Raw genomic sequence first — 25413 nt, 5'->3', positions numbered from 1 at the left:
AGGCCTCCACCATCGGTGGGGGCCTTCAGCCAATTTCCTGCGGTGGATGGGGGTTCAGGGATGGGCGTTCGGGGATGGGGGTTCAGGGATGGGCGTTCAGGCGGAGGCGGGATCAGGCCGATGCGGCGGGCGGGTCGGCCCAGCCCGGGGCGCCCCGGTCCTCCAGGTGCTCGCGCAGGCCGCCGAGTGCGGCGGCGAGCAGCCGGGAGACGTGCATCTGGGAGACGCCGATGCGCTCGGCGATCTCGGACTGGGTGCAGTCGTCCCAGAAGCGCAGCTTGAGCACGGTCTGTTCGCGCCGGGGCAGTTCGGCGAGCAGCGGGCGTACGGCGGTGCGGAAGTCGGCGAGTTCGATGCCGGGGTCGCAGCGGCCGAGCCGGTCCAGGCGGGCGCTGCCGCTCTCGTCGTCCTCCTGTTCGCGCAGCGCGTCCAGGGAGCTGGGGCGGTAGACCCGGCCGGCCAGCAGGCCCTGGTTGGCCTGCTCGACGGTCAGGTGCAGGTCCTCGGCGAGTTCCTCGGGGCGCGGCAGGCGGCCCAGTTCCTGCTCCAGCCGGTCGGAGCCCCGGGCCACCGTCAGATACAGCTCCTGAACGCTGCGCGGGACCCGGACGGGCCAGGAGGTGTCGCGGAAGAAACGTTTGATCTCGCCCGCGATGGTGGGGATGGCGTAGGTGACGAACTCGACGCCCCGGTGCCGGTCGTAGCCGTCGACGGCCTTGATCAGGCCGATCGTGCCGACCTGGAGGATGTCCTCCATCTCCTCGGCCCGGTGGCGGAAACGGGCGGCGATGAACCGCACCAGCGGCATGTTCAGCTCGATGACCGTGCCGCGCACGTAGCTGTACGCCCGGCTCTCCCGGGGCAGCTCGGCCAGACGCTCGAACAGCGCGTCGCTCAGCTCGCGGGCCTCGGTCTTGCCCATCGTCCGCAGCCGCGCCGCGCTGGGGCGCGGGGGCAGGTCGGGCGGGACGCCGGTCGGCGGGCTCTCCGCCTGGCCGGTGCCGTACGGGATGTCGAGGTCGGTGGCCACGGTGGTTCTCCCGGGGCTGCCCGGGAAGGCTCGGCGGCTGGCCGGCCGGTCGTCGGCTGCCGCCGCAACGGTGTTCTACCCGGCCTGCGGGCGCCGACGCGTCCTTCACCCGATGGGCCCGATTCATCCGCCGCACTCCGGGGTACACGCGCTGCTCGCCTCAGCCGTGACGACCGAGAAGGGCCAGGCCATGACCATCCCGCCGCCCCTCGACCCGGACACCGATCCGATCCCCCACCCGCACCCCGGACCACGCCCGGGCGAGGAGCCCCGGCCGATCCCGCCACCCGTACCGCCGTTCCCCGACCCCGATCCGGCGCCGCCACCCATGCCGGAGCCCTCGCCGGCGTGACTGCACTACATCCGTAGTGCCACTACGGATGTAGTTGGACGGCGAAAGCAGTACCCCGACCGGGCCGCAAGGTCACTACGGCAGTAGTGCCACTACGGAAGTAGTGGCACTACTGCCGTAGTTCCAGGCCGCCGCCGACCGCTCACGGCCGCTCAGAGCCACTGAGGTGCCGTCGCCGCTCCAGCGGCGACGGCACCTCCAGCCAGACCAGCTTCCCCTCCCCCTCCGGCACCGACCCCCAGGCCCGGGCGAGCCGGTCGACCACCCGCAGGCCGTGGCCGCCCGGCCGGGCCGGGTCCGCGTACGGGCGCAGCCGGGGCGGCACCGGGCTGGCGTCCGCGACCTCCACCCGCAGCCGGGCGCCGTCCCAGTTCAGCCGCAGTTCGCGCGGACCGCCGGGGGCGTGCAGGCAGGCGTTGGTGACCAGTTCCGACACCATCAGCAGGACGTCCTCCGAGACGGCCTGCTGCTCCTCGTCGGCGGCGGGCAGCCACTCCCAGGACTGCAGGGCCAGCCTGCTGAACTCGCGGCAGCGCTGCACGGCGCCCTCACTCCCCGCCAGGGCGAGCCGCCTGGTCTGTCCGGGGCCCCGTGGCGGGCTCCCGACGCGGTCCACTGCGCGCCTCCGTTCAGGACGCGCCGGACGGGCCGGGTGCGCCGGACGGGCCGGGCCGTCCGGGCGCGTCCGCCGGGCCGAGGGCCGACGCGCGGTCGGGGTGGATGCGGAGCACGCTGTCGGCGCCCGTGATCGAGAACAGCCGGGCCACGGCGGGGCGCGGGGCGACGAGTGCGACGGTCCGTCCGGCCGTCTGCGCGTCCAGGCGGGCGCGCAGCAGGACGTTCAGGCCCGTCGAGTCGCAGAACCGCAGGTCGGTGAGGTCGACGACGATCCGTTCCAGCCCGTCGACCAGCGGCCGTGCCAGCGCCTCGCGCAGCCGGTGCGCCGTGTCGTGGTCCAGTTCGCCGGTCACGGTGACGATCCGTACCGGCCCCTCGTCGTCCACCGCGACGCTCAGCGCCCCCGGTTCGTAAGCCCCGTCGCCGGGGCCCTCGGTCGGCCGTGGCATGGCAGGCTCCCGGTCCGTTCGGGACGGCGCACTCGCCGTCCCGACCATCATGCCGCCCGCGCCCGCCACCGCGCGAACGGCCGATCGGGGCCGCATGGAACACCCGTACCCGGGCACACGCCGCGCGGGGCGGAGTTCGCCCCCGTCGACCAGGAAGGTGGACCCGATGAGTGAGCCGCGCAACCCGAGCGCACCGGAACCGCAGGACCCGCCCGTCCCCAGGGACCCGCCGGTGACGGTCGAGACGCCGGAGTCGCGGATGACCGGCGAAGGCTCCCCGCCCCCGCCCGGCCCCGAATCCGAGCCCGAGCCCGAGCCCGACCCAGACTCCGAGCCCGATCCCCAGCCCGAGCCGCACGAGCCGCCCGACTGAGCCAGTGCCGGTGAGCCAATGCCGGTGAGCCAATGCCAGTGAGTCGATGACGGAGGGAGGTCCCCCGTGGGAAGGAAGGGTGCCGGCCGACCCCGCCCGCCCCGGGTACCCGCCCGGGGCCCTGCCCGGGTGCCCGCCCGCACGGGGCCCCGCCGCGCCGGCGGCCCGGCGGCCGAGGACCGCGTCCCGCCCGGGCTGCGCACCGCCGCCGGGTACACCTGGCGGCTGGTGCTGCTCGGCGTGGCCGCGTACCTGGCCGTCGAGGTGCTGGGGCGGCTCCAGCTGCCGGTCGTCGCGGTGTTCGTGGCGCTGGTGATCACCTCCGTGCTGCGCCCGCTGGTCGACCTGCTCGCCCGGGTGCTGCCGCGCTCGCTGGCCGTGCTGCTCGCCTTCCTCCTCGCCGGCGTGGTCGTCGGCGGGGTCCTGGCGCTGGTCGGCACCACCGTCGCCGACGAGTGGAGCCGCCTGGGCACCGAGCTGCGCGGGGGCCTGGCCCGGATCGACCACTGGCTCACCGGCGCCCCCTTCCACCTGCGCCCCGGCACGGTGACGGACCTGCGCGCGAAGGTCGCCGCCTTCGTCGCCGCCCACCGCCAGGCGCTGCTGAACACGGCGCTCAGCGGCGCGAGCCGTGCGGTCGAGCTGCTCACCGGGCTGGCGCTGGCGGTGTTCTGCTCGGTGTTCTTCCTGCACTCCGGGGACCGGATGTGGCGCTGGGCGGAGTCCCTGCTGCCGGACCGGGCCCGCCCCGCCTGGGACCGGGCCGGGCGCACGGCCTGGCGCACCTTCGCCGGCTACACCCGCGGGGTGCTGATCGTGGCGGCCACCAACGCCGTGCTGGTGGGCATCGCCCTGACCGTGCTGCGGGTGCCGCTCGTCATCCCGCTGATCGTGCTGGAGTTCGTGGCGGCGCTGGTGCCGCTGATCGGCTCCCCGATCGCGCTGGCCGTCGCCGCCCTGGTGGCGCTGGCCGCGCGGGGGCCGGTGGTCGCGCTGCTGGTGCTCGCCCTGATCGTGCTGATCGGCCAGGTCGAGGGCCATCTGCTGCACCCGCTGGTCCTGGGCTGGTCGGTGCGCCTCCACCCGGTGGCCGTCGCGCTGTCGGTGATCGGCGGCGCCGTCCTGGGCGGGGTGCTGGGCGCGGTGGTGGCCGTCCCGGTGGTGTCCGTGGCCTGGGCGGTGTTCGGGGAGCTGCGCGATCACGGCCCGTCGGCACCTGTCAGGGACCGCTCACCCTGACAGGCTCTAAGGTAAGGCGCGTGACAGCAGCGAACGGGGCACTCGTCGGGGGGCGCTACCGCCTTCTCGACCTCATCGGGCAGGGCGGCATGGGCCGCGTATGGCTTGGGCGGGACGAAACACTGGGGCGGGACGTCGCCGTGAAGGAGGTGCTGCTGCCCTCCGGAGTCACGGAGGAGCACCGCGAACAGCTCCTCCAGCGCACGCTGCGCGAGGCGCTCGCCGCCGCGCGGCTCAACCACCCGGGCATCATCACCGTGCACGACGTTGTCGAGCACGAGGGCGCACCGGTGATCGTGATGGAGTACGTCACCGGCGCCTCGCTCGCCGCGGCGCTCGAGCGGGACGGCGCCCTGCCGGTGCAGCGGGTGGCCGAGATCGGCGTCGCCATGGTGAAGGCCCTTCAGAAGGCCCACGCGGCGGGGATCGTCCACCGGGACCTCAAGCCGGACAACGTGCTGCTGATGGACGAGCGCGTCGTCCTCACCGACTTCGGCATCGCGCACATGGCGGACGCGACCACGGCGCTCACCCGCACCGGAGCCGTCGTCGGCACCCCCGCGTACATGGCCCCCGAGCAGCTGGAAGGCAGGCCCCCGACGCCCGCCAACGACCTGTGGTCGCTGGGCGCGACGCTGTACGCGGCGGTGGAGGGCGAGGCGCCCTTCCACGCGGAGACGTTCAGCGCGCTGTGCATCGCCGTCGTCACCCAGCCGCCGCGGCCGATGCGGCGCGCGGGCGCCCTCGGGGCGGTGCTCGCCGGGCTGCTGGCCAAGGACCCGGCGCAGCGGCTGACGGCGGAACAGGCGCTGGCGGCGCTGGAGTCGGTGGCGCGTACGGGCGTGGCCCCTGCCATCGCGCCGGTCGTGGCCCCGGTCGTGCCCGCGCAGGCGCCGCCGCCCGGGTTCGGGCCTCCGCCGTCGTACTACCAGGCACCCCCGCCCCAACCCCAGCCCTGGCCCGCGCAGCCACCGGCCGTCGGCGCCTACGCACCGACACCCGCGCCCGCACCGGCACCCACCGCCGTCACCACCCGGCCCCCGGCTAGCCCGGCCTCGGCGCGGCTGGTGCGCTTCGTCGGCTGTCTGGCCCTGCTGTGGATCGTCGGCACCGTGCTGCCGTGGAACTACCTGGGCCGCATGCCCTCCTCCTTCGTCCCGTACGCGGTCGTGACCACCGTCGTGATCGCCCTCCTGCACGCCCTGCCACGCCCCCGGCTGAACCCCGCACTGGCGTGGGTGCTGCTGTTCGTCGCCGACGTGCTGCTGTTCTTCGTGACCCGGGAGGTCGTCGCGGTCGGGCTGCTGGGCATCCCGACCCTGGGGTTCGGCGACTCCCCGGCGGAGATCGCCGTCAACATGCTGTTCGTCTCCACCGGCGCCTGGCTGCTGTGGTGGAAGGTCCCCGGGAGTCGTCCCAGCTGATCCCTCATTACCTGGGACGTCTCCAGTTCATCCCCCGTTCACCGTCTCAAAGTCCAGGTCAGCGCCGTGAGACACCGTCAGCGGCGTCCCGGGAGGGGCTGGGACACCGTCAGGCGGCTCGGCCGACTGCCTACGGTTGTGGCCGAGCCGGGAAGCCCGTCCAGGGCACCCCGGCCCGGCCCGGCCGCCGTCGTGACGAGCTTCGGCGGCCGGGAGAACCATCCGCTCACTCGATCCACGGGGACGAACCACATGAAGAAGATCACGGCCGCTCTCGGCCTCGCCGCCACGCTCGCCGCGTCCACCATCGCGCTCGCGCCGTCGGCCTCCGCCCTGAGCTGCCAGGAGAACACCCTCTACACCGGCCCCAACGGGACGGTCGCCGACACCACCACCAAGGCGAACGACGGCTGCCACGACGTCAACCTGGTCATGGCCGGTGCCTCGGCCGGTGCCCACAGCGACGGCTACATGGGCGTGTACAAGGACGGCAACGGCGTGTGGCACTCGGCCGCTTCCGGCTACCACTGGCTGAACGACGGCTACTACAGCCTGGGCTCGGTCGTCCTGATCTCCAACCTCACCTCCGGCCGCACCTTCGGCGTGACCGAGTACAACTCGGGCTGGGGCGTCGTCAAGGTCCAGCACTGACCTCGCGGGCCTCGGCAACCCGTAGGCCCGTAGTCCCGTAGTCCGCAGGCAGGCGCCCAGCACCCCGGGCGCCTGCCTGCGGCGCCCCCGCCACCAGCGATCATCGAGAGAAGACGGCACAGTGCGACGCCCCACCCGGCTTCCCCGCCGGTCCGCCGGCACCATCACGGCCCTCCTGGGCGCGGTGCTGCTCCTCGGCCCGACGGCATGCTCCGGCCCGGCCCCGGGCGCCGCCGCACCGACGGCCGCCGGCACCGGCTCGGCCGCGCCCGTTCCGCCCACGCCCGTGACGCGGACGATGCCGCCGGACATCTCGGCCATGCTGCTGCCGTCGACCGGCGCGGACACCCGCTGGTCCCAGGGCCTGGACACCTTCTCCACCCTGACGGGCAACGCCGCCGTCCGCGCCTGCGCCCGTGCCCGGGGCACCGCGGAGCCGGTGACGCCCCCGGCGATGTTCTTCCGGGTCATGGACATCCCCGATCTCCCCTTCATCCAGGCGCACGGCTTCAGCGGCGGCTTCGCCCCCGGCGAGTCCGCGACCGGTTCGGCCGGGGCCCCGGGGCCTCCGAACGCCGAGCAGAAGCAGTGCTGGGAGGAGAGCAAGAAGACGGTGCAGGAGCTGAAGGACCTCTACGCCCCGTTGCAGTCGCAGTGGTTCTCCCAGATGGCCTCCCTCCGGCACACCCCCGACGTCCAGGCCGCCTACCAGCGCTTCAACTCCTGCCTGGCCGAGCACGGCGTGCGGGCCAAGGACGAGGACGCCCTCTTCGCCCAGGTCGACCAGCTCACCCAGGACGGCGACACCGCCGCCACCACGCACCTCGGCGAGGTCTACACCACCTGCATGGCGCCCGTCGAAGCCGTCCGGGAGCCGGTCCGGGCCAAGCAGCGGGAGGACTTCCGCGCCGCGCACGCGGCCCAGATCGCCGCGCTGAGCACCTCGCTGCCCCAGAAGATCCACGAATTCGAGCAGCGCTACGGCCTCCAGATCGCCTTCCCCACACCCTGACCCACATCCTGACCGACGCCCTGACCCACACCCTGACCGGCGCACCGCACCCGCAGCGCGTCGACCGCAGCGCCGTGAGCCCCGCCCACCCGGGCGGGGCTCACGGCGTTGTGCGGATCTCCCGCCCGCTGAGGGCGTGCACCCGGCGGTGACGGTGACGGGTGCGCGGTGATGTGCAGAACCGACCCGTTCCGTTCAGGCGCCGCTCACCCCATCATGGGACGGTGGCACCGCGCCTACGCGCGTAGCAGTTCCCCTGTACCCCCCGAGACAAGGGACTTGATCCATGCTCAGACGCCTCCACGCCATCCGCCCGATCGCCCTGGGCGCCGTCGCGCTGACCGTGCTCGCCGGTGCGGCCGCGCTGCCGCAGCAGGCCACCGCGGCGGGTGCCGGGCCCGCCGCGGCGCCGGCCTCCACCGCCGTGAAGCACCGCGTGCTGTTCGACGACACCAAGGCCGAGACCGCCGGGAACGCGGACTGGATCATCAGCACCAGCCAGCCGGACCCGCTCGCGGAGAACGCCAACCCCCAGGCGGCGACCGACTGGACGGGGGCGATCTCCAGCTGGGGCGTCGCCCTGCAGAAGACGGGCCAGTACAGCCTCAAGACCCTGCCGAAGGGCTCCTCCATCACGTACGGCACGGGCGGCGCGCTGGACCTGGCGAACTTCGACGAGTTCGTGCTGCCGGAGCCGAACGTGCGGCTGAGCGACGCCGAGAAGACGGCCGTCATGACGTTCGTGCAGAACGGCGGCGGGCTGTTCCTGATCTCCGACCACACGGGCAGCGACCGCAACAACGACGGCTGGGACTCCCCCGCGATCATCAACGACCTGATGACCGCCAACTCGGTCAACAGCAACGACCCGTTCGGGCTCTCCGTCGATCTGCTCAACATCCAGACCGACAACCCGACCGCCGTCAACGACGCCACCGACCCCGTGCTCCACGGGCCCTTCGGCACCGTCACCGGCAGCATCATCCGCAACGGGACCACCTTCACCCTCAAGCCGGCGGACAACCCCGCCGTCAAGGGCATCGTCTACCGCACCGGCTCCGCCGGTAACACCGGCGCCTTCTTCGCCACCAGCGGCTTCGGCAAGGGCCGTGTCGCCATCTGGGGCGACAGCTCCCCCATCGACGACGGCACGGGCGAGGCCGGCAAGACGCTCTTCAACGGCTGGGACGACCCGGCCGGCACCGACGCCGCGCTCGGGCTCAACGCCACCGCCTGGCTCGCCGGCAGCACCGGCACCGGCGGCGTGACCCTCACCAACCCCGGCGCCCGGACGGCCACCGTCGGCACCGCCGCGAGCCTCCAGCTCTCGGCCACCGACACGGCCGGCGGCACCCTGAACTACAGCGCCTCCGGCCTGCCCGCGGGCCTGGCCGTCAACGCCACCACCGGCCTGATCAGCGGCACCCCGACCACCGCCGGGACGTACTCCGTGACGGCCACCGCCACCGACTCCACCGGCCCGTCCTCCTCCGTCACCTTCACCTGGACCGTCCAGCCCTCCGGGGGCACCGGCTGCACCGCCGCACAGCTGCTCGCCAACCCCGGCTTCGAGGCCGGTACGACGGCCGGGTGGACGGAGACCAACTCCGGTGGCAGCAGCGCCGTCAACAGCAGCGCGAGCGAGCCCGCGCACTCCGGCACGTACGACGTGTGGCTGGACGGGTACGGCAGCGCCAACACCGACACCCTCGCCCAGACGGTGACCCTGCCGACCGGCTGCAGCAGCTACACCTTCAGCTTCTGGCTGCACGTCGACACCGCCGAGCCCACCACCAGCGCGTACGACAAGCTGACGGTGACCGCCAACGGCACCACCCTCGCGACGTACTCCAACGTCAACGCGGCCTCCGGCTACCAGCAGCACAGCTTCAACCTGTCCGCGTACGCGGGCCAGAGCGTGACCCTCAAGTTCAGCGGCGTCGAGGACTACACCAAGCAGACCTCCTTCGTCCTGGACGACACCGCCGTCAACGTGGCGTGACCCGTCCGCCCGGTCGCCCTCCCCGCGCGGGGAGGGCGACCGGGCCGTCTCGGGCGTGTAACAGCTGTGTACGGACGGGCGGTTGAGCGGAACGGTTCAACCGGGCGCGCTGTCCTGGTCATCGGAAGCGACGGGAACGACCGCTCGCACCGACGGGGAGGAACACGGGATGCGCGTTCACAAGGTCACCTTCGCGGCCCTGGCCGTTGCCGCGGGTCTGGCGCTCACGGCCTGCCAGAACGACGACGCGAGCACGGACCAGAGCAAGCCCACCGCAGCGCCGGCCGTCACCACCGCGCCCTCCGCGCCGCCTGCGCCGTCCACTTCCTCAGCCACTTCCACCGCCACTTCCACCGCCACGCCGAAGGGCACCGCGGCCCCTGCCGGTTCCGCCGACGGCGGGAAGACGGGCGGCAAGTGCCGGACCGACGATCTGACGATCACCGCCGTGGACCGCACCATCGACGGCGACGCCGAGCGCACCGTCGTGGTCGAGCTGAAGAACCGCAGCGGCCACGACTGCTCGCTCTCCGGTTACGCGGGCGTCGACCTGAAGACCAGCGCCGGGACGCTGTCCGCGACGCGCTCGGGCGAGCCGATCGTGGCGGGCGTGGTCAAGAGCGGGAAGTCGACCTTCTTCGGCATCACCTACCCGGCCAACAAGTCCGGCGGCTCCGGAGTCCGCATCACCGGCGTGGTCGTGACCCCGCCGGACGAGACGAAGCCCGTCACCCTCCCCTGGCCCGGCGCCGCCACCCTGCCCGTCACGGAGGGCGGCGGCACCCCGGTGAAGATCGGCCCGATGGGCAGCGCCGGCCAGGGCAACTGACCGGTCCCTCCCGTCCAGGCTCGGTGCCCGGCGTCCGGCGCCGGGTAGGAGAGCCGCAGGTGACCGCCCGCCGGAAGGCGGACCCGGAGGCGGCGCGCGTCGCCGGGGGCGCAGGCCGCCGCGACCAGGTGGCCCTCCCCGTCGGTCAGGACGGGGACGCCCCCGCGCTCGGGCAGGTACAGCTCCGCCGTGGTGTCCCTCGCCGCCCGCAGTTCGGCTCCGGTCAGCACGCCCCGGCGCCAGCTCAGGCCGACCGTGAGCCCGCCCCGGGCCCGCAGGCCCCGGACGTCCCCGTCGGGCCAGGACGGCGGCAGCGCGGGCAGCAGCCGCAGGACGCCGTCACGCGGGGGGAAAGTGGCGGGTGAGGAACCCGTTGCGGAACCTGCCCGTCGGATCCAGGTCGCGCAGCAGCGCCCGGAAGTCGTCCCAGCGCGGGTAGGACGCCCGGACCGCCTCGGGCGCGGTGGTGAAGACCTTGCCCCAGTGCGGCCGGGCGGAGAAGGCGGACAGGGCCTCCTCGACCGCCGTCACCGCGGCCGTCGCGGCGGCCGCGTCGGGGTGCCAGGTGAAGTGGAAGGCGACGCTGTCGCGCCCGTAGGCGGGGCTGAGCCACAGGTCGTCGGCGGCCACGGCGCGGATCTCGGAGATCTGCAGGGCCGGTGCGATCCGACCTCTGACGGCGTCCAGCGCGTCGAAGGCGCGGACGGCGTCGGCGCGGTCGACGAAGTACTCGGACTGCAGCTCGTCACCGCTGCTCGGCGTGAACTCCGCCCGGAAGTGCGGGAGTCGGTCGTGCCAGCGGCCCGGGGCGCCCAGCTGCCCGGTGCAGGGTTCCGGCGGGCACCCCGGCACGGGATGGCGCGGGCCGTCGGCCGGCACCGCGCCGAACCAGGTGCCCGGCGCCTCGGGGCCGCCGCGCTGCTTGAGCCAGACCTGGTCGATCCGGTCCGTACGCCAGCGCGTGAAGAGGCTGACGCTGTACGCCGCCGCCATGATCTCGTCGAACCGCTCCCTCAGCACCGCGTTCGGCAGGCCCTCGTAGACCCACTGCCGGACCTCGAAGGCCGGCACCACGTCCAGGGTCAGCCGGGTGACCACGCCAAGGGCGCCCAGGGCCACGACGGAACCGGGGAACTCCGCCGCGCCCCGGGCGATCGTGCGCAACTCGCCCTCCGCCGTGACCAGTTCGACGGCCCGGACCGCCGTGGCGAGGCTGCCGTTGGCCACTCCCGAACCGTGCGTCCCCGTGGCGCAGGCGCCCGCGACCGAGATGTGCGGCAGCGACCCGAGGTTGTGCAGCGCGAAGCCCGCCCGGTCCAGCACCCCGGTGAACTCGGAGAACCGAAGCCCGGCGCTCACCGTGACCGTGCGGGCCCGCCCGTCCACCTCGACCACCCGGGGCAGGCCCGCCACGGACACCAGGTCCCCCGGGGTGTCGGCGATCGCGTTGAACGAGTGGCCGGTGCCGAGCACCCGCACGGACCGGGCACCCGCGACGATCCGCCGCAACTCCTCGACGGAGCGCGGCTCGTGGCAGCGCTCGGCGCGGAACCTGATGTTCCCGGCCCAGTTGGTCACGGCGACGGTCACGGGTGGTGCCTCCTCGGTCTCGGTGTCTCCCGCGCGGTGGCTCCTGCGCGGCGTCTCCTGCGCGGTGTCTCCTGCGTGCTGTCTCCCGCGCGGTGGCTCAGCAGCGGGTCAGGCGCACCGCGACACCGTCGTGGGTGTGGATCGGCGTCGCCCGGTACCCGTCCGCGTCGACCGTGACGCCGGCGAACCCGCCCTGCGGCGCGCGCCCGCCGATCACCGGCACCACGAGGTCGTCCTCGAGCGCTTCGGGGTCCGGCACCAGCAGGACGAGCCGGGCGCCGGGGCCGAGCGTCATCCGGCCGTCGACCGTCAGGGCCGGGGAGTGCAGGCGGTTGAGCGTCAGCTCCAGGGTCGTTCCGGTGCCCGACTGGAGGTAGTCGCCGCGCACCCGGACGGCACCCCGCTCGGCGTCCACCCGCAGGGTGCCGCCGCGGACCTGGACGCCGCCGCGCCCGAGGGCGTCGCGCGAGCCCGCCACGAGGACTCCGCCCTCCACCGCGGTGGTGCCGGTGTAGCGGTTGGTGCCGGTCAGGGTCAGCGTCCCGGTGCCGCGCTTGGTGAGCCCGCCGGGCCCGGCGAGGTCGTTGCGCCAGGCGTCCGCCGCGCGGAACCCGCCGTCGGCGGCGTTCAGCTCCGCGGTCACGTCCCGCTCGAACGCGCCGTACCCGTCGGCCGCGGCGAACAGGTTGAGCCGGCCCCACATCTCCGGGCCGTCGAGCAGCACGTAACCGGAGGGCAGGGCGGTGGTGCGCAGCACCTCGCGGCGCTGGGCGGCGTCGAGGTAGGGCAGCCTGGTCTCCAGCAGGACCTCGGCGCCCTTGGGCACGACCATCGGCACGTCCCGGCCGCCGCGGCGCAGCACGTACGTCAGGCGCGGGGTGACCTGCTCGGCGTTGACGTCCCGGTCGGCGTACGGGTCCTCGTCCGTGGTGGCCCGGTGGGCGAAGTCGTACAGGGTGTCGGCCGAACCGCCCGTCCTCTTCCGGAAGTAGGCGGCGGCCTGGCTCCGGGCGGCGGTCTTGAGGGCGGCGTTGCGCGGGTCGGCCAGGGTGGCCGCGGCGAGGGCGGTGGCGAGCGTGCGGCCGCCGATGACGTCGAGCGGGGAGTGCATGCCGGCGGTGATCCGGGTGTGGCTGAGGTCGAAGGCCCGGGCGACCATCTCCTGGAAGCGCTCGGGCACCGCGTACGCGAGGGCCAGCGCGGCCAGGTGGAAGGCGTTGGTGTGACCGCTCACGAAGCCGCCGTCGTCGGCCGGCGAGGTGCCGCGCTGGCGCAGCAGCTGCGGGGCGACGACGACGTCCGTCTCGTAGACCGGGTAGCCGAGGGCGTCGGTGGCGCCGGTGTCGACCACCGCGCTGTGCTCGTTCAGCCGCCAGGGGCGCGGGTACCGGTAGGCGTACTTGGCGGGGTTGCCGGAGGCGTACGGTCCGCGCAGCGTGTTGACCAGGGCCACCACCTGCCCCAGCTCCGAGTCGGCGGCTCCCGGGCCGAGCGCGGACCCGGCGGGCGCGCCGGCGGGGACGGCGTCGTCGACCTTCGCGGGCGGGGTGGAGTCGGGCGCCGAGGTGATCGAGGTGACGGCCCGGGCGCCGGTCCGGTAGAGGTCGGCGAGCGGGCCGAGGCCCGCGATGACGGCGTAGCTCTGGTGCTGGCGGTCGTAGAGGAACGCCTCCCGGGCCTCCTCCTCGCTGCGCTCGGTGGTGACCCGCACGCAGTAGCGCACGTTGGCGCGCAGGACGTCGGCGAGCAGGGGCGAGCCGTCGTTCCAGGACGGGCCGGTGTGCCAGATCCGGTTCATCCCCGTGAGGATGCGCACGGCCGCGTTCCCCTCGGGGGTGAGGTCGGCCATCGTGTTGGTCGCGTAGGAGTCCACGAAGGCGGCGCCCTGGGCGGGGGCGGGCGCCGGGGCGGGGACGGCGGGCGCCGCGGCGGCGCGCTGCGGGGCGGCCGCCAGGCTCACCGCCGTGGGCGCGGCGAGGACGCCGATCGAGGTGGCTGCGGAGTTCCGCAGGAAGCGGCGGCGGGCCAGGACGGGCTGATCGTTCACGGTGCTCTTCCTGCGGTGCTGGGACCGGGGGCGTGGCGCGGTTCGGGGTGGTGGCGCGGTTCGGGGTGGTTCGGTTCAGGGTGGTTCGGTTCGGTTCGGTTCAGGGAGGTTCGGTTCGGAGAGTGGCTAGTGGTCCCGGCCCGGGTGGCAGCCCGGGCCGGGCGTTCGGGGGCTGCGGTCAGCGGCGGGTGAAGAGGAGGCCGAGCTTGTCGACCGCGTCGCCGGAGCGTCCGTGGAACCCGGCGATCTGCCAGCCGGCGGGCGCGGTGCGGGTCACGCAGTCGGCGGTGGTGGTGCCGCCGGCCAGGGTGCGGCCCAGGTTGGTGGTGAACGAGGCGGAGAAGATGCGGGTGTGCCCGCTGTACGAGCCCTGGCAGAGCGTCGCCGAGGTCAGGTACTCGTCGCCGCCGAGGGTGAGCGTGGAGGCGGCGCCGCCGGAGCCGCCGTGGGTGAGGGAGGTGCCGTCGGTGAGGTTCAGTCCGACCTGGTCGACGCGGGAGCCGGCCCGCAGGCTGACCGAGGCGGCGCGCGCACCGGCCGGGACGCGGTCGATGTCGTCGTAGAAGTCGCCGTGCGGGCCGCCGAACTGCTCGCTCGCCAGGTAGGCCGGGTTCCGGCTCCAGCTGAAGCCGACCGCGACCGGGTCGTGGTCGGAGAGCATCACACCGGAGGCGTCCAGGAAGTCGGCGTGCTTGTCGGCGTACGAGGTCGCGGTCAGCGAGACCAGCGCGCTGCCGCGGAACAGGACCTTGTCGACGATCTCGCAGGTGTCGGTGGGCGCCTTCTGGTCGCACAGCAGCGGGTCGGCGCCCTTGGCCGGCGCCACGCCGCCGCGCTCCAGCTTCACCCAGGCGTCGGTCAGTCCGTTGTCGGCGGCGAAGGCGCCGATGGTGTCGTCGGCGCGCGTGTAGCGGGTGTTGGTGTCGCCCGCCACGAGGACGGCGTTCCCGGCCGAGTGGCTCTTGATGTAGCCGGTGAGCTGCGCCAGGTTGGCGGCGCGGGCGGTCTCGTCGCCGGGGTTCGTCCCCGCGTTCGCGTGGAGGTTGTAGACGTCCACGTAGACGCCCTCGGCCAGCCGGGCCCGCATGAAGGTGAACCCCTTGGGCGTCAGGCAGTCGCCGGAGTCCAGCTGGCAGTCCTTCCACTTGACGCGCTCGAAGTCGTCCCCGTCGTAGGCGAGGCCGGACAGGGTGTTGAGGCCGCTGCCGAGGCCCGCCCCGCCGCTGGTCGCCGTCCGGTTCGGGTGCGCGTCGGCGGCGTACAGCGCGGCATGGTAGTTGAAGTCCTCCTGGACGTTCACCAGGTCGTACGGCGCCAGCCGGCTCCCGATGGCGGTGGTGCTGCTCTGCCGGTCGCTCGAGGCGCTGGACAGGATCTGCGGGAGGCCCGCGACGTTGTACGTCAGCACGGAGAACGACCCGCCCGACGCGCCCGTGGCGTCGGCGTGCGCGGCCGGAGCCGCGGCCAGGCCGCCCAGCGGGGCGGCCGCGCCGAGGGCGACCACGAGGAGGGAGCGGGCGAACGTGTGACGGAAACGGGGCTTGGACATCGTGCTCCGATCGGAGGGCAGCCGCGGATGATCGATCCGGTGCCCCGGAGCGTATGAGTGAACGATGTGAGCGTCAACAGGGCTTCAACCTGCACCGGTTGGCTCTGAACTGGTCATTTATCGGACCATGCCAGATTCCCCACAAAGGTTCTGTTAGCGTTAACAGAGAGTTCGTGCTGCGGGCGGCCCCGCCACCGGGCCTCGCGCACCTCCCCGTGCCGACGCCGACCGCGCCGCCGCCACAGGTACATTCCTTGCGGCTCACCTGCGCGATTGCGGCCCGGGTGGGTGGTCACCGTCGCCTGCGAGGAGCAAGACCCTGAGTACGTCGTTCGCCGAAGCCCTGTCCGTCGGACTGCTGATCCTGGTCCTGGTGTGCGCGGTGGCCCGGCCGTGGGGCTGGCCCGAGGCGGTGGTCGCCGTCCCGGCCGCCGGACTGGCCGTGGCCACCGGCGCAATCTCCTGGGACCACGCGGTGGCCGAGGCGCAGCGACTCGGACCGGTGATCGGCTTCCTGGCGGCCGTCCTGGTGCTGGCCCAACTGTGCGACGACGAGGGCCTGTTCCGCGCCTGTGGGGCGTGGATGGCGCGCACCTCGGCCGGAAGCCCGCGGCGGCTGCTCGTCCAGGTCTTCGCCATCGCCTCGGTGGTCACCGCGGTGCTCAGCCTGGACGCCACCGTGGTGCTGCTGACACCGGTGGTCTTCGTCACCGCCGCCCGGCTCGGCGCGCGCCCCAAGCCGCACCTGTACGCCTGCACCCACCTGTCCAACACCGCCTCGCTGCTGCTGCCCGTCTCCAACCTCACCAACCTGCTGGCCTTCAGCGCCAGCGGACTGAGCTTCACCCGCTTCGCCGCCCTCATGACGCTTCCCTGGCTGGCCGCGATCGCCGTCGAGTACGCGGTCCTGCGCCGCTTCTTCGCCGCCGACCTCGACGCGGGCGCCCCCGCCCCCGCCGAAACCGCCGCCCCCGAGCTGCCCCTGTTCGCGCTCATCACCGTCGCGGGCACCCTGGCCGGCTTCGTCCTGACCTCGATCATCGGCATCGACCCCGCCTGGGCGGCGGCCTGCGGCGCCCTCGTCCTCGCCGCCCGGGCCCTCGCCCGCCGCCGCGCCACCCCGGCGACCATCCTGCGCTCGGCCGCCGTACCCTTCCTCGCCTTCGTCCTCGCCCTCGGCATCGTCGTCCGCGCGGTGGTCGACAACGGCCTCGCCTCCGCCCTCGGACACCTCGTCCCGGACGGCACCTCCCTGCCCGCCCTCCTCGGCATCGCGGCCCTGGCCGCCGTCCTCGCCAACGTCATCAACAACCTGCCCGCCACCCTCGTCCTGCTCCCCCTCGCCGTCCCCTCCGGCCCGGGCGCCGTCCTCGCCGTCCTCCTCGGCGTCAACATCGGCCCCAACCTCACCTACGCCGGCTCCCTGGCCACGCTCCTGTGGCGCCGCATCGTCCGCGAACACGACACCGAGATCGGCCTCGGCGAGTTCACCCGCCTCGGCCTGCTCGTCGTACCGGGGGCGCTGGTGGCGGCGGTGGTGGCGCTGTGGGGATCGCTGCAGGTCATCGGCGGCTGAGCGCGTGAGCGTGGTCGTCCGGACCGCCGACTCGAACCACGCACCACACCCGCCACCCCGACGGCAGGCGTGAGGATCCCCGCCTCCCACGCCCGCGCCGACGCCCATGCGCGCCACCGGGGGATGACCGCCTGCGGGCCGCCGCGCGGATCACCGACGGCACCCGGCCCGCCGGCTCGGACCGCTCGTCGTGCCCGGCGCGCCAGCGGCGGCCGTGGCGGCACGATGAGGGGTCCCGGCAACCCTCGGAGGCGGAGGCCGATCACATGACCATCGCCACCCCGAGCATCGAAGCCACCCCGGCCCGCCCGCTCGAACCACTCGTCGCGCCCGCTGCCCTGACGGTGGCCGTGGTGGCACTGTGGGGGTCCCCGCACGTCATCGGAGGCCGATCACATGACCGTCGTCGTCTGGATCACCGAAGGCACCTGGCCCGCCTGCGTGGACGCCGCCCGCGCCCACGCGCCCGGGGCGGCGGACATCGTCCTCCTGCACGTGAGCGGCCAGGAGATCCCCGGCGTCGCGCACGGCGCGTTCGCCGGGCTGATCGGCCGCGGCCACCGCGAGCGTGACCCCGGCACCCGGGTGGAGACCCTCGCGGCGGACTCCGCCCGCCACCTCCTCGACGCCGCGGCCGAGCGCCTCGGCCGGCCCTGCACCCGGGAGGAGCGCACCGGGCGCGTGGAACGCGAGGTCGTCACAGCGGCCGAGGGCGCCACCCTGCTCGTCCTCGCCCGCGACGGCGACCGCACCCGCCTCGGCCCCCACAGCCTCGGCCCCGCGACCCGCTTCGTCGTCGACCACGCCCCCTGCCCGGTTCTCCTCGTCTGGCCCGAACCGGCCCCCGGCACCGCCACCATCCCTCCCCCGCCCGACGGCCGGTAGTCCCGGCGCCAGGTTCCGCAAGGGGTCAGGGCGTGCGAAGCACCCGGGCAGGAACTACGCCAGTAGTGGCACTACGGAAGTAGTGCCACTACTGGCGTAGTTCCTGAGGGAAGGGCCGCACCGAACCCACCTCGTCCGGGTCGCCGACCCGCCGCTCCGGCCCGCGACGTTCCGGCCCCTGCGCCGCCAGGAGCGCAACGGGATGATCATGCGCCGAATGCTGCCGACCTCACCGGTCGGCGTCGAGTACTCCCTCACCCCGCTCCGCGGATCCCTGGCTGACCCGCCCGCCCGGTCCCCTCCGACGGCCCTTCCTGGGTGCTGGGCGCCGGGACCGGGCATAGCGTGGCCGACGGCTCCCGCCGACACGACGCGGTGCGCGGGAGGACGGCCCCGATCCCAGGAGGACGGCTCATGCGCGCGGTGACCTACGACTCGTACGCCCAGGACAACTCGCGGCTGCGGTACGGCGACGTGCCCGACCCGAAGGTCGGCCCCGGCCAGGTGCTGATCCAGGTCCGGGCGGCCTCGGTCAACCCGGTGGACTGGAAGGTCATGGCCGGTGGCCTGGACGGCATGTTGGACACCGTCTTCCCCGCGATCCCCGGCTGGGACGTGGCCGGCGTGGTCGTCCGCACCGGCCCGGACACGCCCGAGTTCGCCGCCGGCGACGAGGTGATGGCCTACGCCCGCAAGGACGTGGTGCAGGCCGGCACCTTCGCGGAGTACGTCGCCGTCAACGCCCCCGCGGTGGCGCGCAAACCCGCCGGGCTCGACTGGGCGCAGGCCGGGGGCCTGCCGCTGGCCGGCCTGACCGCGCTGCGCAGCCTGGACCGGCTCGAGGCCGGCCCCTCCGACGTGCTCCTGGTGCACGGCGCGGCCGGCGGGGTCGGCAGCCTCGCCGTCCAGCTGGGCCACGACCGCGGGGCCCGGGTGATCGGCACCGCCTCGGAGCGCAACCACGACTTCGTCCGCGCCCTGGGCGCCGAGCCGGTCACCTACGGCGAGGGCCTGGCCGAGCGGGTGCGCGCACTGGCGCCCGGCGGGGTGTCCACCGTGGCCGACTTCGTCGGCGGCCAGCTGGAGACGACGCTGGCCGTGCTCGCCGACGGCGGCCGGCACGTCTCCGTCGCCGATCCGACGGTGACGCAGCACGGCGGCCACTGGATCTGGGTCCGGCCGGACGGCGCGAAGCTCGCCGAACTCGCGCAGGCCGTCGACCGGGGCGCGCTGACCGTGGAGGTCGCGGACACCTTCCCGCTGGAGAAGACGGGGGCGGCCTTCGACGCCAGCCGCACCGGCCACACCCGGGGGAAGCTCGTCATCCTGCCGTGACGCCCGATCCCGCCGTGACGCCCGCCGCTCGGCAGGCGGGCGGCCGAGCCTCGTACCTACGCTTGACGGCAGCGGCCGGAATCCGTTCCGGCGTGCACGGTTGCCCGGACGGAGGTCTGGCGCGTGGATTCGGCTGGTGTGCGGGACGCGCCCACGGCGGTCGTCGTGGTGGACGCCGACGGCGTGGTGAGCGGCTGGAGCGAGGGCGCGGTGCTCCTGCTGGGCTGGACGGCCCGGGAGGTCGTCGGCCTGCCCGTGACCGAGCTGCTGGTCGATCCCGCACCGGGGTTCCCCGGGGGCGACGACTCCGACCCGGACCCCCTCGCCCTGCGTCACCGGGACGGTTCCGCGCTGGAGGCCGTGGTGACGGCCCACCCGCTGCACGGCGCCGACGGCCGGGCGGCGGGCCGCGTGGTGACCGTGCAGCGCTGGGGGCGGCGCCCGGTGATCGCCGACCGGGCCTTCGAGCAGTGCCCGTTCGCGCTGGGGATCTACGACCCCGAGCTGCGCTTCAACTGGCTCAACGCCGCCGCGTCCCGGGTGATCGCGCACTCGGAGGAGCAGGTCCTCGGCGAGATGTACCGCGAGCTGTTCCCCGAGCTGGACGACGCCGCGTACACCCACCAGCTGTCCGAGGTGGCGAGGACGGGGAAACCCGCGCGGCTGATCACGGTCTTCCGCCCGCTCGGCAGCGCCTACGCCAACGCCTGGGCGACCAGCATGTGGCCCGTGCTGGACGCCGAGGGCAAGGTCCGCGCGGTCGCCAACTGGGGCTTCGACATGAGCGCCGAGTACTGGGCCCGCCAGCGCCTGCTGCTCCTCAACGAGGCCAGCCGCGGCATCGGCCGGACCCTCGACGTGGTCAGCACCGCGGAGGAACTGGCCCGGACGGCGGTGCCCGGCTTCGTCGACCTCGTCACCGTCGACCTCTTCGAGGAGGTGCTGCGCGGGGAGGAACCGCCCCCGGCCACCGCGCTCGGCGCCGGGTCCGTGACGCTCAACCGGGCCGCCCGGCACACCGCGCGGGAGCACCCCGGCTGGCCCTCCTGGTCCGGGACGCCCGTCGTCTACGCCCCCGGTTCCATCCCCGCGCGCTGCATGGCCGGCGGCACGTCGATCGTCCAGCTCGGCGCCGAGCCCGACCAGGGCGGCGAATGGGCCTTCGGCCCCGGCCTCGCCGCCGACCCGGCCCACTGGCCCGCGGGCAACCCGACGATCGACCGGTCCATCGCCGCCCAGGGGGTGACGGGCCGGATCACCGTGCCGCTGCTCGCGCGCGGCGCCCTGCTCGGCGTCGTCGCGTTCACCAGGAGCGACCGGCCGGAGGCGTTCACCGCCGACGACCTGATCCTCGCCGAGGAACTGGCCGCCAAGGCCGCCGTCGCCATCGACAACGCCCGCCGGTACACCCGCGAGCACACCACCGCGCTGACCCTGCAGCGCAGCCTGCTGCCGCAGCGGCTGCCCGGCCACGGGGCGGTCGACGTGGCCTCCGGCTACCTGCCCGCCGGGGCCGGCGCGGGCGTCGGCGGGGACTGGTTCGACGTCATCGCGCTGTCCGGCGCCCGGGTCGCGCTGGTCGTCGGCGACGTGGTCGGTCACGGCGTGCACGCCTCGGCCAGCATGGGGCGGCTGCGCACGGCCGTCCGCACCCTGGCCGACGTGGACCTGCCGCCGGATGAGCTGCTCACCCACCTGGACGACCTGGTCCTCCACCTTCCCGACGACCCACGGCCCGAGGGCGGCTTCGAGTCCAGCGGCGAGAGCGGCGCCACCTGCCTGTACGCGGTCTACGACCCGGTCTCGCGCCGCTGCGCGATGGCCAGCGCGGGCCATCCGCTGCCGCTGGTCGTCGCCCCGGACGGCACCGGCACCCAGGTCGACGCGCAGCCCGGCCCCCCGCTGGGCGTCGGCGGGCTGCCCTTCGAGGTCGCCGAGATCGAACTGCCCGAGGGCAGCCTGCTCGCCCTCTTCACCGACGGGCTGGTGGCGAACCGCGAGCGCGACGGCGAGCAGGGGGTCGCCGACCTGCTGCGGATCCTCAGGGATCCGGCCCCCTCGCCGGCCCCCTCACCGGCCCCCTCGCCGGCCGCCTCGCCGGCCGCCTCGCTGGAGGCGCTGTGCGAGAGCGCGATGAAGACCCTCCTGCCCGACCACCGCACCGACGACGCGGCCCTGTTGCTCGCCCGTACCCGAGCGCTGGACCCCGAGCACGTCGCCGACTGGGAGATCGAGCCCGACCCGTCCCAGGTGGCGCGGGCGCGGCGGCTGGCCACCGACCAGCTGACCGCCTGGGGCCTGGAGGAGGCGGCCTTCGTCACCGAACTGGTCATCAGCGAGCTGGTCACCAACGCCGTCAAGTACGGCGAGCCGCCGATCAGGCTGCGGCTGATCCGCGACTCCGCGCTGATCTGCGAGGTCTCCGACGCCAGCGACACCAGCCCGCACCTGCGCAGGGCCCGCGCCTTCGACGAGGGCGGCCGGGGCCTGATGCTCGTCGCCCAGCTCACCCAGGGCTGGGGCACCCGGCACGCCACCCACGGCAAGACGATCTGGTGCGCGCAGAGCCTCGACCGGATCTGACCCGACCCGAGCCGGCCGGGCGCCTGGCCCGATACGTCACTCCTGCTTCTCGCCGGAGGCGTAGCGGGAGATGATCAGCGCGATGATGATGATCGCGCCGTTGAGGAACTGGTTCCACAGGGGCGGTACTCCGGCGAGGGTCATGACGTTGACCACGAGCTGGAGGGTGAGGACGCCGGTGAGGGCGCCGAAGAGCGTGCCGCGGCCGCCGTTGAGGCTGACGCCGCCGATGACGGTGGCGGCGAAGACCTGGAAGATCCAGCCGTTGCCCTGGTCGGCGGAGATGGAGCCGTAGTGGCCGGTGTAGAGGATGCCGGCGAAGGCGGCGAGCAGTCCGCCGAGGATCAGGACGGCCCAGACGATCCGGTCGACGCGGATGCCGGCCGCCCGGGCGGCCTCGGCGTTGCCGCCGATCGCGTAGAGGGCGCGGCCGTGGCGCAGCCAGGCGAGGGCGCTGCCGCCGGCCAGGAAGAGCAGGGCGCAGATCCAGATGGCGGCGGGGACGCCGAGCCAGCTCGCGCTGCCGAGGTAGCGGAAGGAGTCGGGCAGGTTGACGATGGACTGGCCCTGGGAGACGGCGACTTGGAGGCCGCGCAGCAGGGTGAGGGCGCCGAGGGTGACGATGAATCCGTTGAGACGCAGTTTGAGGATGAGGAAGCCGTTGATCGCGCCGATGAGGGCGCCGACCAGCAGGCACAGCGGGATGGCGGTCCACTCGGGGAGGAGGCTGAGGCCGTTGAAGCGGGCGCCGTGGTCGGGCAGGACGAGCCAGACGGCGATCACGGGGGCGACGCCGATGGTGGATTCGAGGGAGAGGTCCATCCGGCCGGCGATGAGGATGAGCGCCTCGGCGAGGACGAGCAGGCTCAGTTCGGTGGCCTGCTGGCCGACGCCGAGGAGGTTGTCGGAGGTCAGGAAGGCCGGGGAGACGATGAAGCCGATCACGCCCAGGACCAGCAGGACCGGGACGAGTGAGAGGTCGCGGTAGCGGGCGAGGTCGAAGCGGCGCCCGGCGGGGGCGGCGACCGCCGGGGCGGGGACCTCAGTGCTGGGAGTCATGGGGTTGTTCCTTCGTGTCGGTCGGGCCGGTCATGCCCTCCATGGCCGCGACCAGCTGTTCGTCGCTCCAGCCGTGCTCGAACTCGGCGACGACGCGGCCGTGGAACATGGCCAGGACTCGGTCGCAGACGCGCAGGTCGTCGAGTTCGTCGGAGACGATCAGGGCGCTCCTCCCCTCGTCGGCGACCTGGCGGACGGTGCCGAGCAGGGATTCCTTGGACTTGATGTCGACGCCGTTGGTGGGGCGGATCGCGACCAGGACGTGGGGCCGGGTGGCGAGCGCGCGGGCGATGACGACCTTCTGCTGGTTGCCGCCGGACAGGGCCGACACCGGGGTGGCCGGTCCGGGTGTCTTGATGTCCAGGTCCTTGATCATCCGCTCGGCGAACGCCCGGGTACGCGAGGGCAGCACGGTGCCGTAGGGGCCGAGCTGGTCGGCGACGGTGAGGGTCGCGTTCTCGGCGACGCTGCGCTGGGGCACCAGGCCCTGGATGTGCCGGTCCTCGGGGACGAACCCGATGCCGGCCGCGAGGGCCGCGTGGACCCGTCCGGTCCGGACCGGGCGTCCGGCGACGGTGACCGTGCCGCTGCCGGGCCTGTGCAGGCCCGCGAGGGTCTCGCCGACCTGTACGTTGCCGCTCGCGGCGGCGCCGGCCAGGCCGACCACCTCGCCCGGGCGGGCGGTCAGGTCGACGTCCCGGTAGTGGCCCGCCAGGCTCAGGCCCGTCACCTCGAGCACCGGCGCGATGTCGGTGTCGACGTCGGTGCCGGTGTCGGTGTCGGTGTCGGTGTCGGTGTGCTCGCGGGCGGTCGCCGACCGGCCCGGCTTCGTGCCGTGGGAGGTCTCGCCGGTCATCGCCTCCACCAGCGCCTGCCGGTGGAGGTCGGCGACCGGGGCGGTGACGATGTGCCGGGCGTCGCGGTAGACCGTCACGGTGGTGCAGAGCTCGTAGACCTCCTGGAGGTGGTGCGAGATGAACAGGAAGGCGACGCCCTGGCGTTGGAGTGCGCGCAGCTTGTCGAAGAGCTTCTCGATGCCCCGCGCGTCGAGCTTGGCGGTGGGCTCGTCGAGGATGATGAACCGGGCGCCGAAGGACAGGGCGCGGGCGATCTCCACGAACTGGCGCTGCTCGACGGTCAGGTCCTCGGCGCGCACGGTGGGGTCGACGTCGACGCCGTACTCGGCGAGCAACTCGGCGGCGCGGTGGCGCAGTTGGCGCCAGCTGATGGGCCGTAGGGCGCCCGCGCTCTGCCGGTCCAGGAACAGGTTCTCCGCCACGCTGAGCGCGGGGATGATCGTGGAGCGCTGGTAGACGCAGGCGACGCGGGCGCGCCAGGCGTCGGTGTCGCCGGGGGCCGGCGCCGGTTCGCCGTCGAAGTGCAGGGTGCCGGTGTCGGGCGTCTGCAGTCCGGTGAGGATCGAGACGAGCGTGGACTTGCCCGCGCCGTTGCGGCCCACCAGGGCGTGCGATTCGCCGGGGGCGACGGTGATACGGGCGTCGCTCAGGGCGACGGTGGCGCCGAAGCGCTTGCCGATCCCGTCGGCCTCGACGACCGGGCCCCGGACGGGACTGGGGTCCGCCATGGGGATGTCCTTTCCGCTGGGGGTTCCGTGAGTGGCGGCGGGCAGCCTGCCGCCACTCACGGCTCCGGGGGAGCTACTTGCCGACGCTGTTGCCCCAGAGGCTCTTGTCGTCCACGTTGTCCTTGGTGACCAGCGGCGCGGGCAGTTGGTCCTCCAGGCCGTTGGGCAGCTGGATGATCGTGGACTGGTGGTCGGTCGGGCCGGGCTGGAAGGTCTTCCCCTCGGCGCCGGCCTGCGCGTAGAAGAGCGCGTACTTGGCGTAGAGGTCGGCGGGCTGGGAGACGGTGGCGTCGATGTCGCCCTTGCGGATGGCGTCGAACTCCTGCGGGATGCCGTCGTTGGAGACGATGGCGATGTGGCCGGGCTGCCCGGCCGGCTTGAGCAGGCCCTTCTGCTGGAGCAGGGCGATGGTGGGCTGGAGGAAGACGCCGCCGGCCTGCAGGTAGATGCCGCCCAGGTCGGCGTTGGCGGCCAGGGTGGACTGGAGCTTCGCGGAGGCGACGTCCCCCTTCCACTCGGTGGCCAGCTCGATCACCTGGATGTCGGGGAACCTCTCCTTCATGCAGACGGCGAACGCCTCGGAGCGGTCGCGGCCGTTGACGGAGCTCAGCGCGCCCTGGAGTTCGGCGACCTTGCCCTTGCCGCCGAGCTGCTTGCCGAGGAACTCGCACGCCTTGGTGCCGTACGCCCTGTTGTCCGCGCGGACGACCATGTAGACGTTGCCCTTGTCGGGGCGGGTGTCCACGCTGACGACCGGGATCTTCCTGCCGGAGAGCTGGTCGAGGGCGGAGGCGATGGCGCCGGTGTCCTGCGGGGCCATGACCACGGCCTTCGCCCCGGTGTTCTGGAAGACCTGGACGTTGGCGACCAGCTTGGTCACGTCGTTCTGCGAGTTGCTGACCGGCAGGGTGTTCAGGCCCTGGGCGGAGGCGCCCTGCTTGACGAACTGCGCGTAGGAGTTCCAGAAGTCGGAGTCCGCGCGGGGAAGGTCGATGCCGATCGCCGGCTTGCCGCCCGCGGTGGAGGTCGAGTCGCTGCCGCGGTTGCAGGCCGTGGCGGCCCCCGCCAGGACGACCACGGCGGCGGCGGTGGCCGCGATTCCGGAGGAGCGAGGCTTCATGGTGATGGTCTCCCTGACTGGAGGGCCGGGTACTCCCGCGAGGGTGGGCGGCGGGTCGCAGCACGACCGGGCATCCGGAGAAGTCATCGGATGGCTCGTGGTGCC

20 protein-coding genes and 1 pseudogene are annotated in these 25413 nt (G+C 73.8%); 11 read left to right on the top strand and 10 right to left on the bottom strand.

Features of this window, described 5'->3' with window-relative positions; translation table 11 throughout:
* Positions 1 to 112: 112 nt before the first annotated feature.
* The 3 genes from ACIBCA_RS19250 to ACIBCA_RS19240 all read right to left on the bottom strand — a co-directional run bounded on the left by ACIBCA_RS19250 (position 113) and on the right by ACIBCA_RS19240 (position 2449).
* The gene (locus tag ACIBCA_RS19250) at positions 113 to 1030 is read right to left on the bottom strand and encodes a SigB/SigF/SigG family RNA polymerase sigma factor (RefSeq protein ID WP_396284103.1); all 918 of its coding nucleotides are present in this window, start codon (positions 1028 to 1030) and stop codon (positions 113 to 115) included.
* Between the two features lie 494 nt (positions 1031 to 1524).
* Positions 1525 to 1998 carry an ATP-binding protein gene (locus ACIBCA_RS19245; RefSeq protein WP_396284102.1) on the bottom strand — a complete coding sequence of 158 codons (474 nt, stop codon included), beginning with the start codon at positions 1996 to 1998 and terminating at the stop codon, positions 1525 to 1527.
* Positions 1999 to 2011: 13 nt separating this feature from the next.
* Positions 2012 to 2449 carry an STAS domain-containing protein gene (locus tag ACIBCA_RS19240; RefSeq protein ID WP_396284101.1) on the bottom strand — a complete coding sequence of 146 codons (438 nt, stop codon included), beginning with the start codon at positions 2447 to 2449 and terminating at the stop codon, positions 2012 to 2014.
* Positions 2450 to 2615: 166 nt separating this feature from the next.
* Here ACIBCA_RS19240 and ACIBCA_RS19235 point away from each other — a divergent pair, with 166 nt between their 5' ends.
* From ACIBCA_RS19235 to ACIBCA_RS19205, 7 genes are all read left to right on the top strand, one after another.
* Positions 2616 to 2822, top strand: a complete 207-nt coding sequence (locus tag ACIBCA_RS19235; RefSeq protein WP_396284100.1) for a hypothetical protein — start codon at positions 2616 to 2618, stop codon at positions 2820 to 2822.
* A gap of 129 nt (positions 2823 to 2951) precedes the next feature.
* A complete protein-coding gene (locus tag ACIBCA_RS19230) occupies positions 2952 to 4061 on the top strand; it encodes an AI-2E family transporter (protein ID WP_396284099.1) in 1110 nt (369 codons plus the stop codon).
* A 20-nt stretch (positions 4062 to 4081) separates the two neighbouring features.
* Entirely contained in the window at positions 4082 to 5485 is a 1404-nt protein-coding gene (locus ACIBCA_RS19225) for a serine/threonine-protein kinase (RefSeq protein WP_396284098.1), read from the top strand.
* Between the two features lie 252 nt (positions 5486 to 5737).
* A complete protein-coding gene (locus ACIBCA_RS19220) occupies positions 5738 to 6136 on the top strand; it encodes a hypothetical protein (protein WP_396284097.1) in 399 nt (132 codons plus the stop codon).
* 121 nt (positions 6137 to 6257) lie between these two features.
* Positions 6258 to 7148, top strand: a complete 891-nt coding sequence (locus ACIBCA_RS19215; protein ID WP_396284096.1) for a hypothetical protein — start codon at positions 6258 to 6260, stop codon at positions 7146 to 7148.
* A gap of 286 nt (positions 7149 to 7434) precedes the next feature.
* Positions 7435 to 9150, top strand: coding sequence for a putative Ig domain-containing protein (locus ACIBCA_RS19210; protein ID WP_396284095.1), 1716 nt, complete (start codon positions 7435 to 7437; stop codon positions 9148 to 9150).
* Between the two features lie 169 nt (positions 9151 to 9319).
* Positions 9320 to 9979 carry a DUF4232 domain-containing protein gene (locus tag ACIBCA_RS19205; protein WP_396284094.1) on the top strand — a complete coding sequence of 220 codons (660 nt, stop codon included), beginning with the start codon at positions 9320 to 9322 and terminating at the stop codon, positions 9977 to 9979.
* A 179-nt stretch (positions 9980 to 10158) separates the two neighbouring features.
* Here ACIBCA_RS19205 and ACIBCA_RS19200 read toward each other — a convergent pair.
* The 4 genes and pseudogenes from ACIBCA_RS19200 to ACIBCA_RS19185 all read right to left on the bottom strand — a co-directional run.
* Positions 10159 to 10311, bottom strand: a pseudogene (locus tag ACIBCA_RS19200) (glycoside hydrolase family 95-like protein); the annotation flags it as partial.
* A gap of 7 nt (positions 10312 to 10318) precedes the next feature.
* On the bottom strand, positions 10319 to 11569 hold the full coding sequence (locus tag ACIBCA_RS19195) for a D-arabinono-1,4-lactone oxidase (protein WP_396284093.1): 1251 nt from the start codon (positions 11567 to 11569) through the stop codon (positions 10319 to 10321).
* Positions 11570 to 11666: 97 nt separating this feature from the next.
* A complete protein-coding gene (locus tag ACIBCA_RS19190) occupies positions 11667 to 13616 on the bottom strand; it encodes a phosphatase PAP2 family protein (protein WP_396284092.1) in 1950 nt (649 codons plus the stop codon).
* Positions 13617 to 13794: 178 nt separating this feature from the next.
* On the bottom strand, positions 13795 to 15165 hold the full coding sequence (locus ACIBCA_RS19185; protein WP_396284091.1) for a jacalin-like lectin: 1371 nt from the start codon (positions 15163 to 15165) through the stop codon (positions 13795 to 13797).
* A gap of 319 nt (positions 15166 to 15484) precedes the next feature.
* On the opposite strand from ACIBCA_RS19185, the gene ACIBCA_RS19180 reads away from it, so the two are divergent.
* From ACIBCA_RS19180 to ACIBCA_RS19165, 4 genes are all read left to right on the top strand, one after another.
* Positions 15485 to 16741 carry an arsenic transporter gene (locus ACIBCA_RS19180; protein WP_396284150.1) on the top strand — a complete coding sequence of 419 codons (1257 nt, stop codon included), beginning with the start codon at positions 15485 to 15487 and terminating at the stop codon, positions 16739 to 16741.
* Positions 16742 to 17137: 396 nt separating this feature from the next.
* Positions 17138 to 17626: a universal stress protein gene (locus ACIBCA_RS19175; protein WP_396284090.1), complete on the top strand. Its 489-nt coding sequence runs from the start codon at positions 17138 to 17140 to the stop codon at positions 17624 to 17626.
* A gap of 414 nt (positions 17627 to 18040) precedes the next feature.
* Positions 18041 to 18961, top strand: a complete 921-nt coding sequence (locus ACIBCA_RS19170; protein WP_396284089.1) for an NADP-dependent oxidoreductase — start codon at positions 18041 to 18043, stop codon at positions 18959 to 18961.
* A gap of 123 nt (positions 18962 to 19084) precedes the next feature.
* Positions 19085 to 21544, top strand: coding sequence for a SpoIIE family protein phosphatase (locus ACIBCA_RS19165; RefSeq protein ID WP_396284088.1), 2460 nt, complete (start codon positions 19085 to 19087; stop codon positions 21542 to 21544).
* A 36-nt stretch (positions 21545 to 21580) separates the two neighbouring features.
* Here the strand turns inward: ACIBCA_RS19165 and ACIBCA_RS19160 are convergent, their stop codons facing one another.
* The 3 genes from ACIBCA_RS19160 to ACIBCA_RS19150 all read right to left on the bottom strand — a co-directional run bounded on the left by ACIBCA_RS19160 (position 21581) and on the right by ACIBCA_RS19150 (position 25308).
* Positions 21581 to 22603, bottom strand: a complete 1023-nt coding sequence (locus ACIBCA_RS19160) for an ABC transporter permease (protein ID WP_396284087.1) — start codon at positions 22601 to 22603, stop codon at positions 21581 to 21583.
* Positions 22587 to 24188, bottom strand: a complete 1602-nt coding sequence (locus ACIBCA_RS19155) for a sugar ABC transporter ATP-binding protein (RefSeq protein WP_396284086.1) — start codon at positions 24186 to 24188, stop codon at positions 22587 to 22589. Before ACIBCA_RS19155 ends, ACIBCA_RS19160 begins: the two co-directional genes overlap by 17 nt.
* A 73-nt stretch (positions 24189 to 24261) precedes the next feature.
* On the bottom strand, positions 24262 to 25308 hold the full coding sequence (locus ACIBCA_RS19150) for a sugar ABC transporter substrate-binding protein (RefSeq protein WP_396284085.1): 1047 nt from the start codon (positions 25306 to 25308) through the stop codon (positions 24262 to 24264).
* Positions 25309 to 25413 lie beyond the last annotated feature (105 nt).

Source organism: Kitasatospora sp. NPDC051170, assembly GCF_044455705.1.
Taxonomy (GTDB): domain Bacteria; phylum Actinomycetota; class Actinomycetes; order Streptomycetales; family Streptomycetaceae; genus Kitasatospora.
The sequence above is the reverse complement of the archived record's forward strand: the minus strand, read 5'-3'. Positions and strand labels throughout refer to the sequence as shown.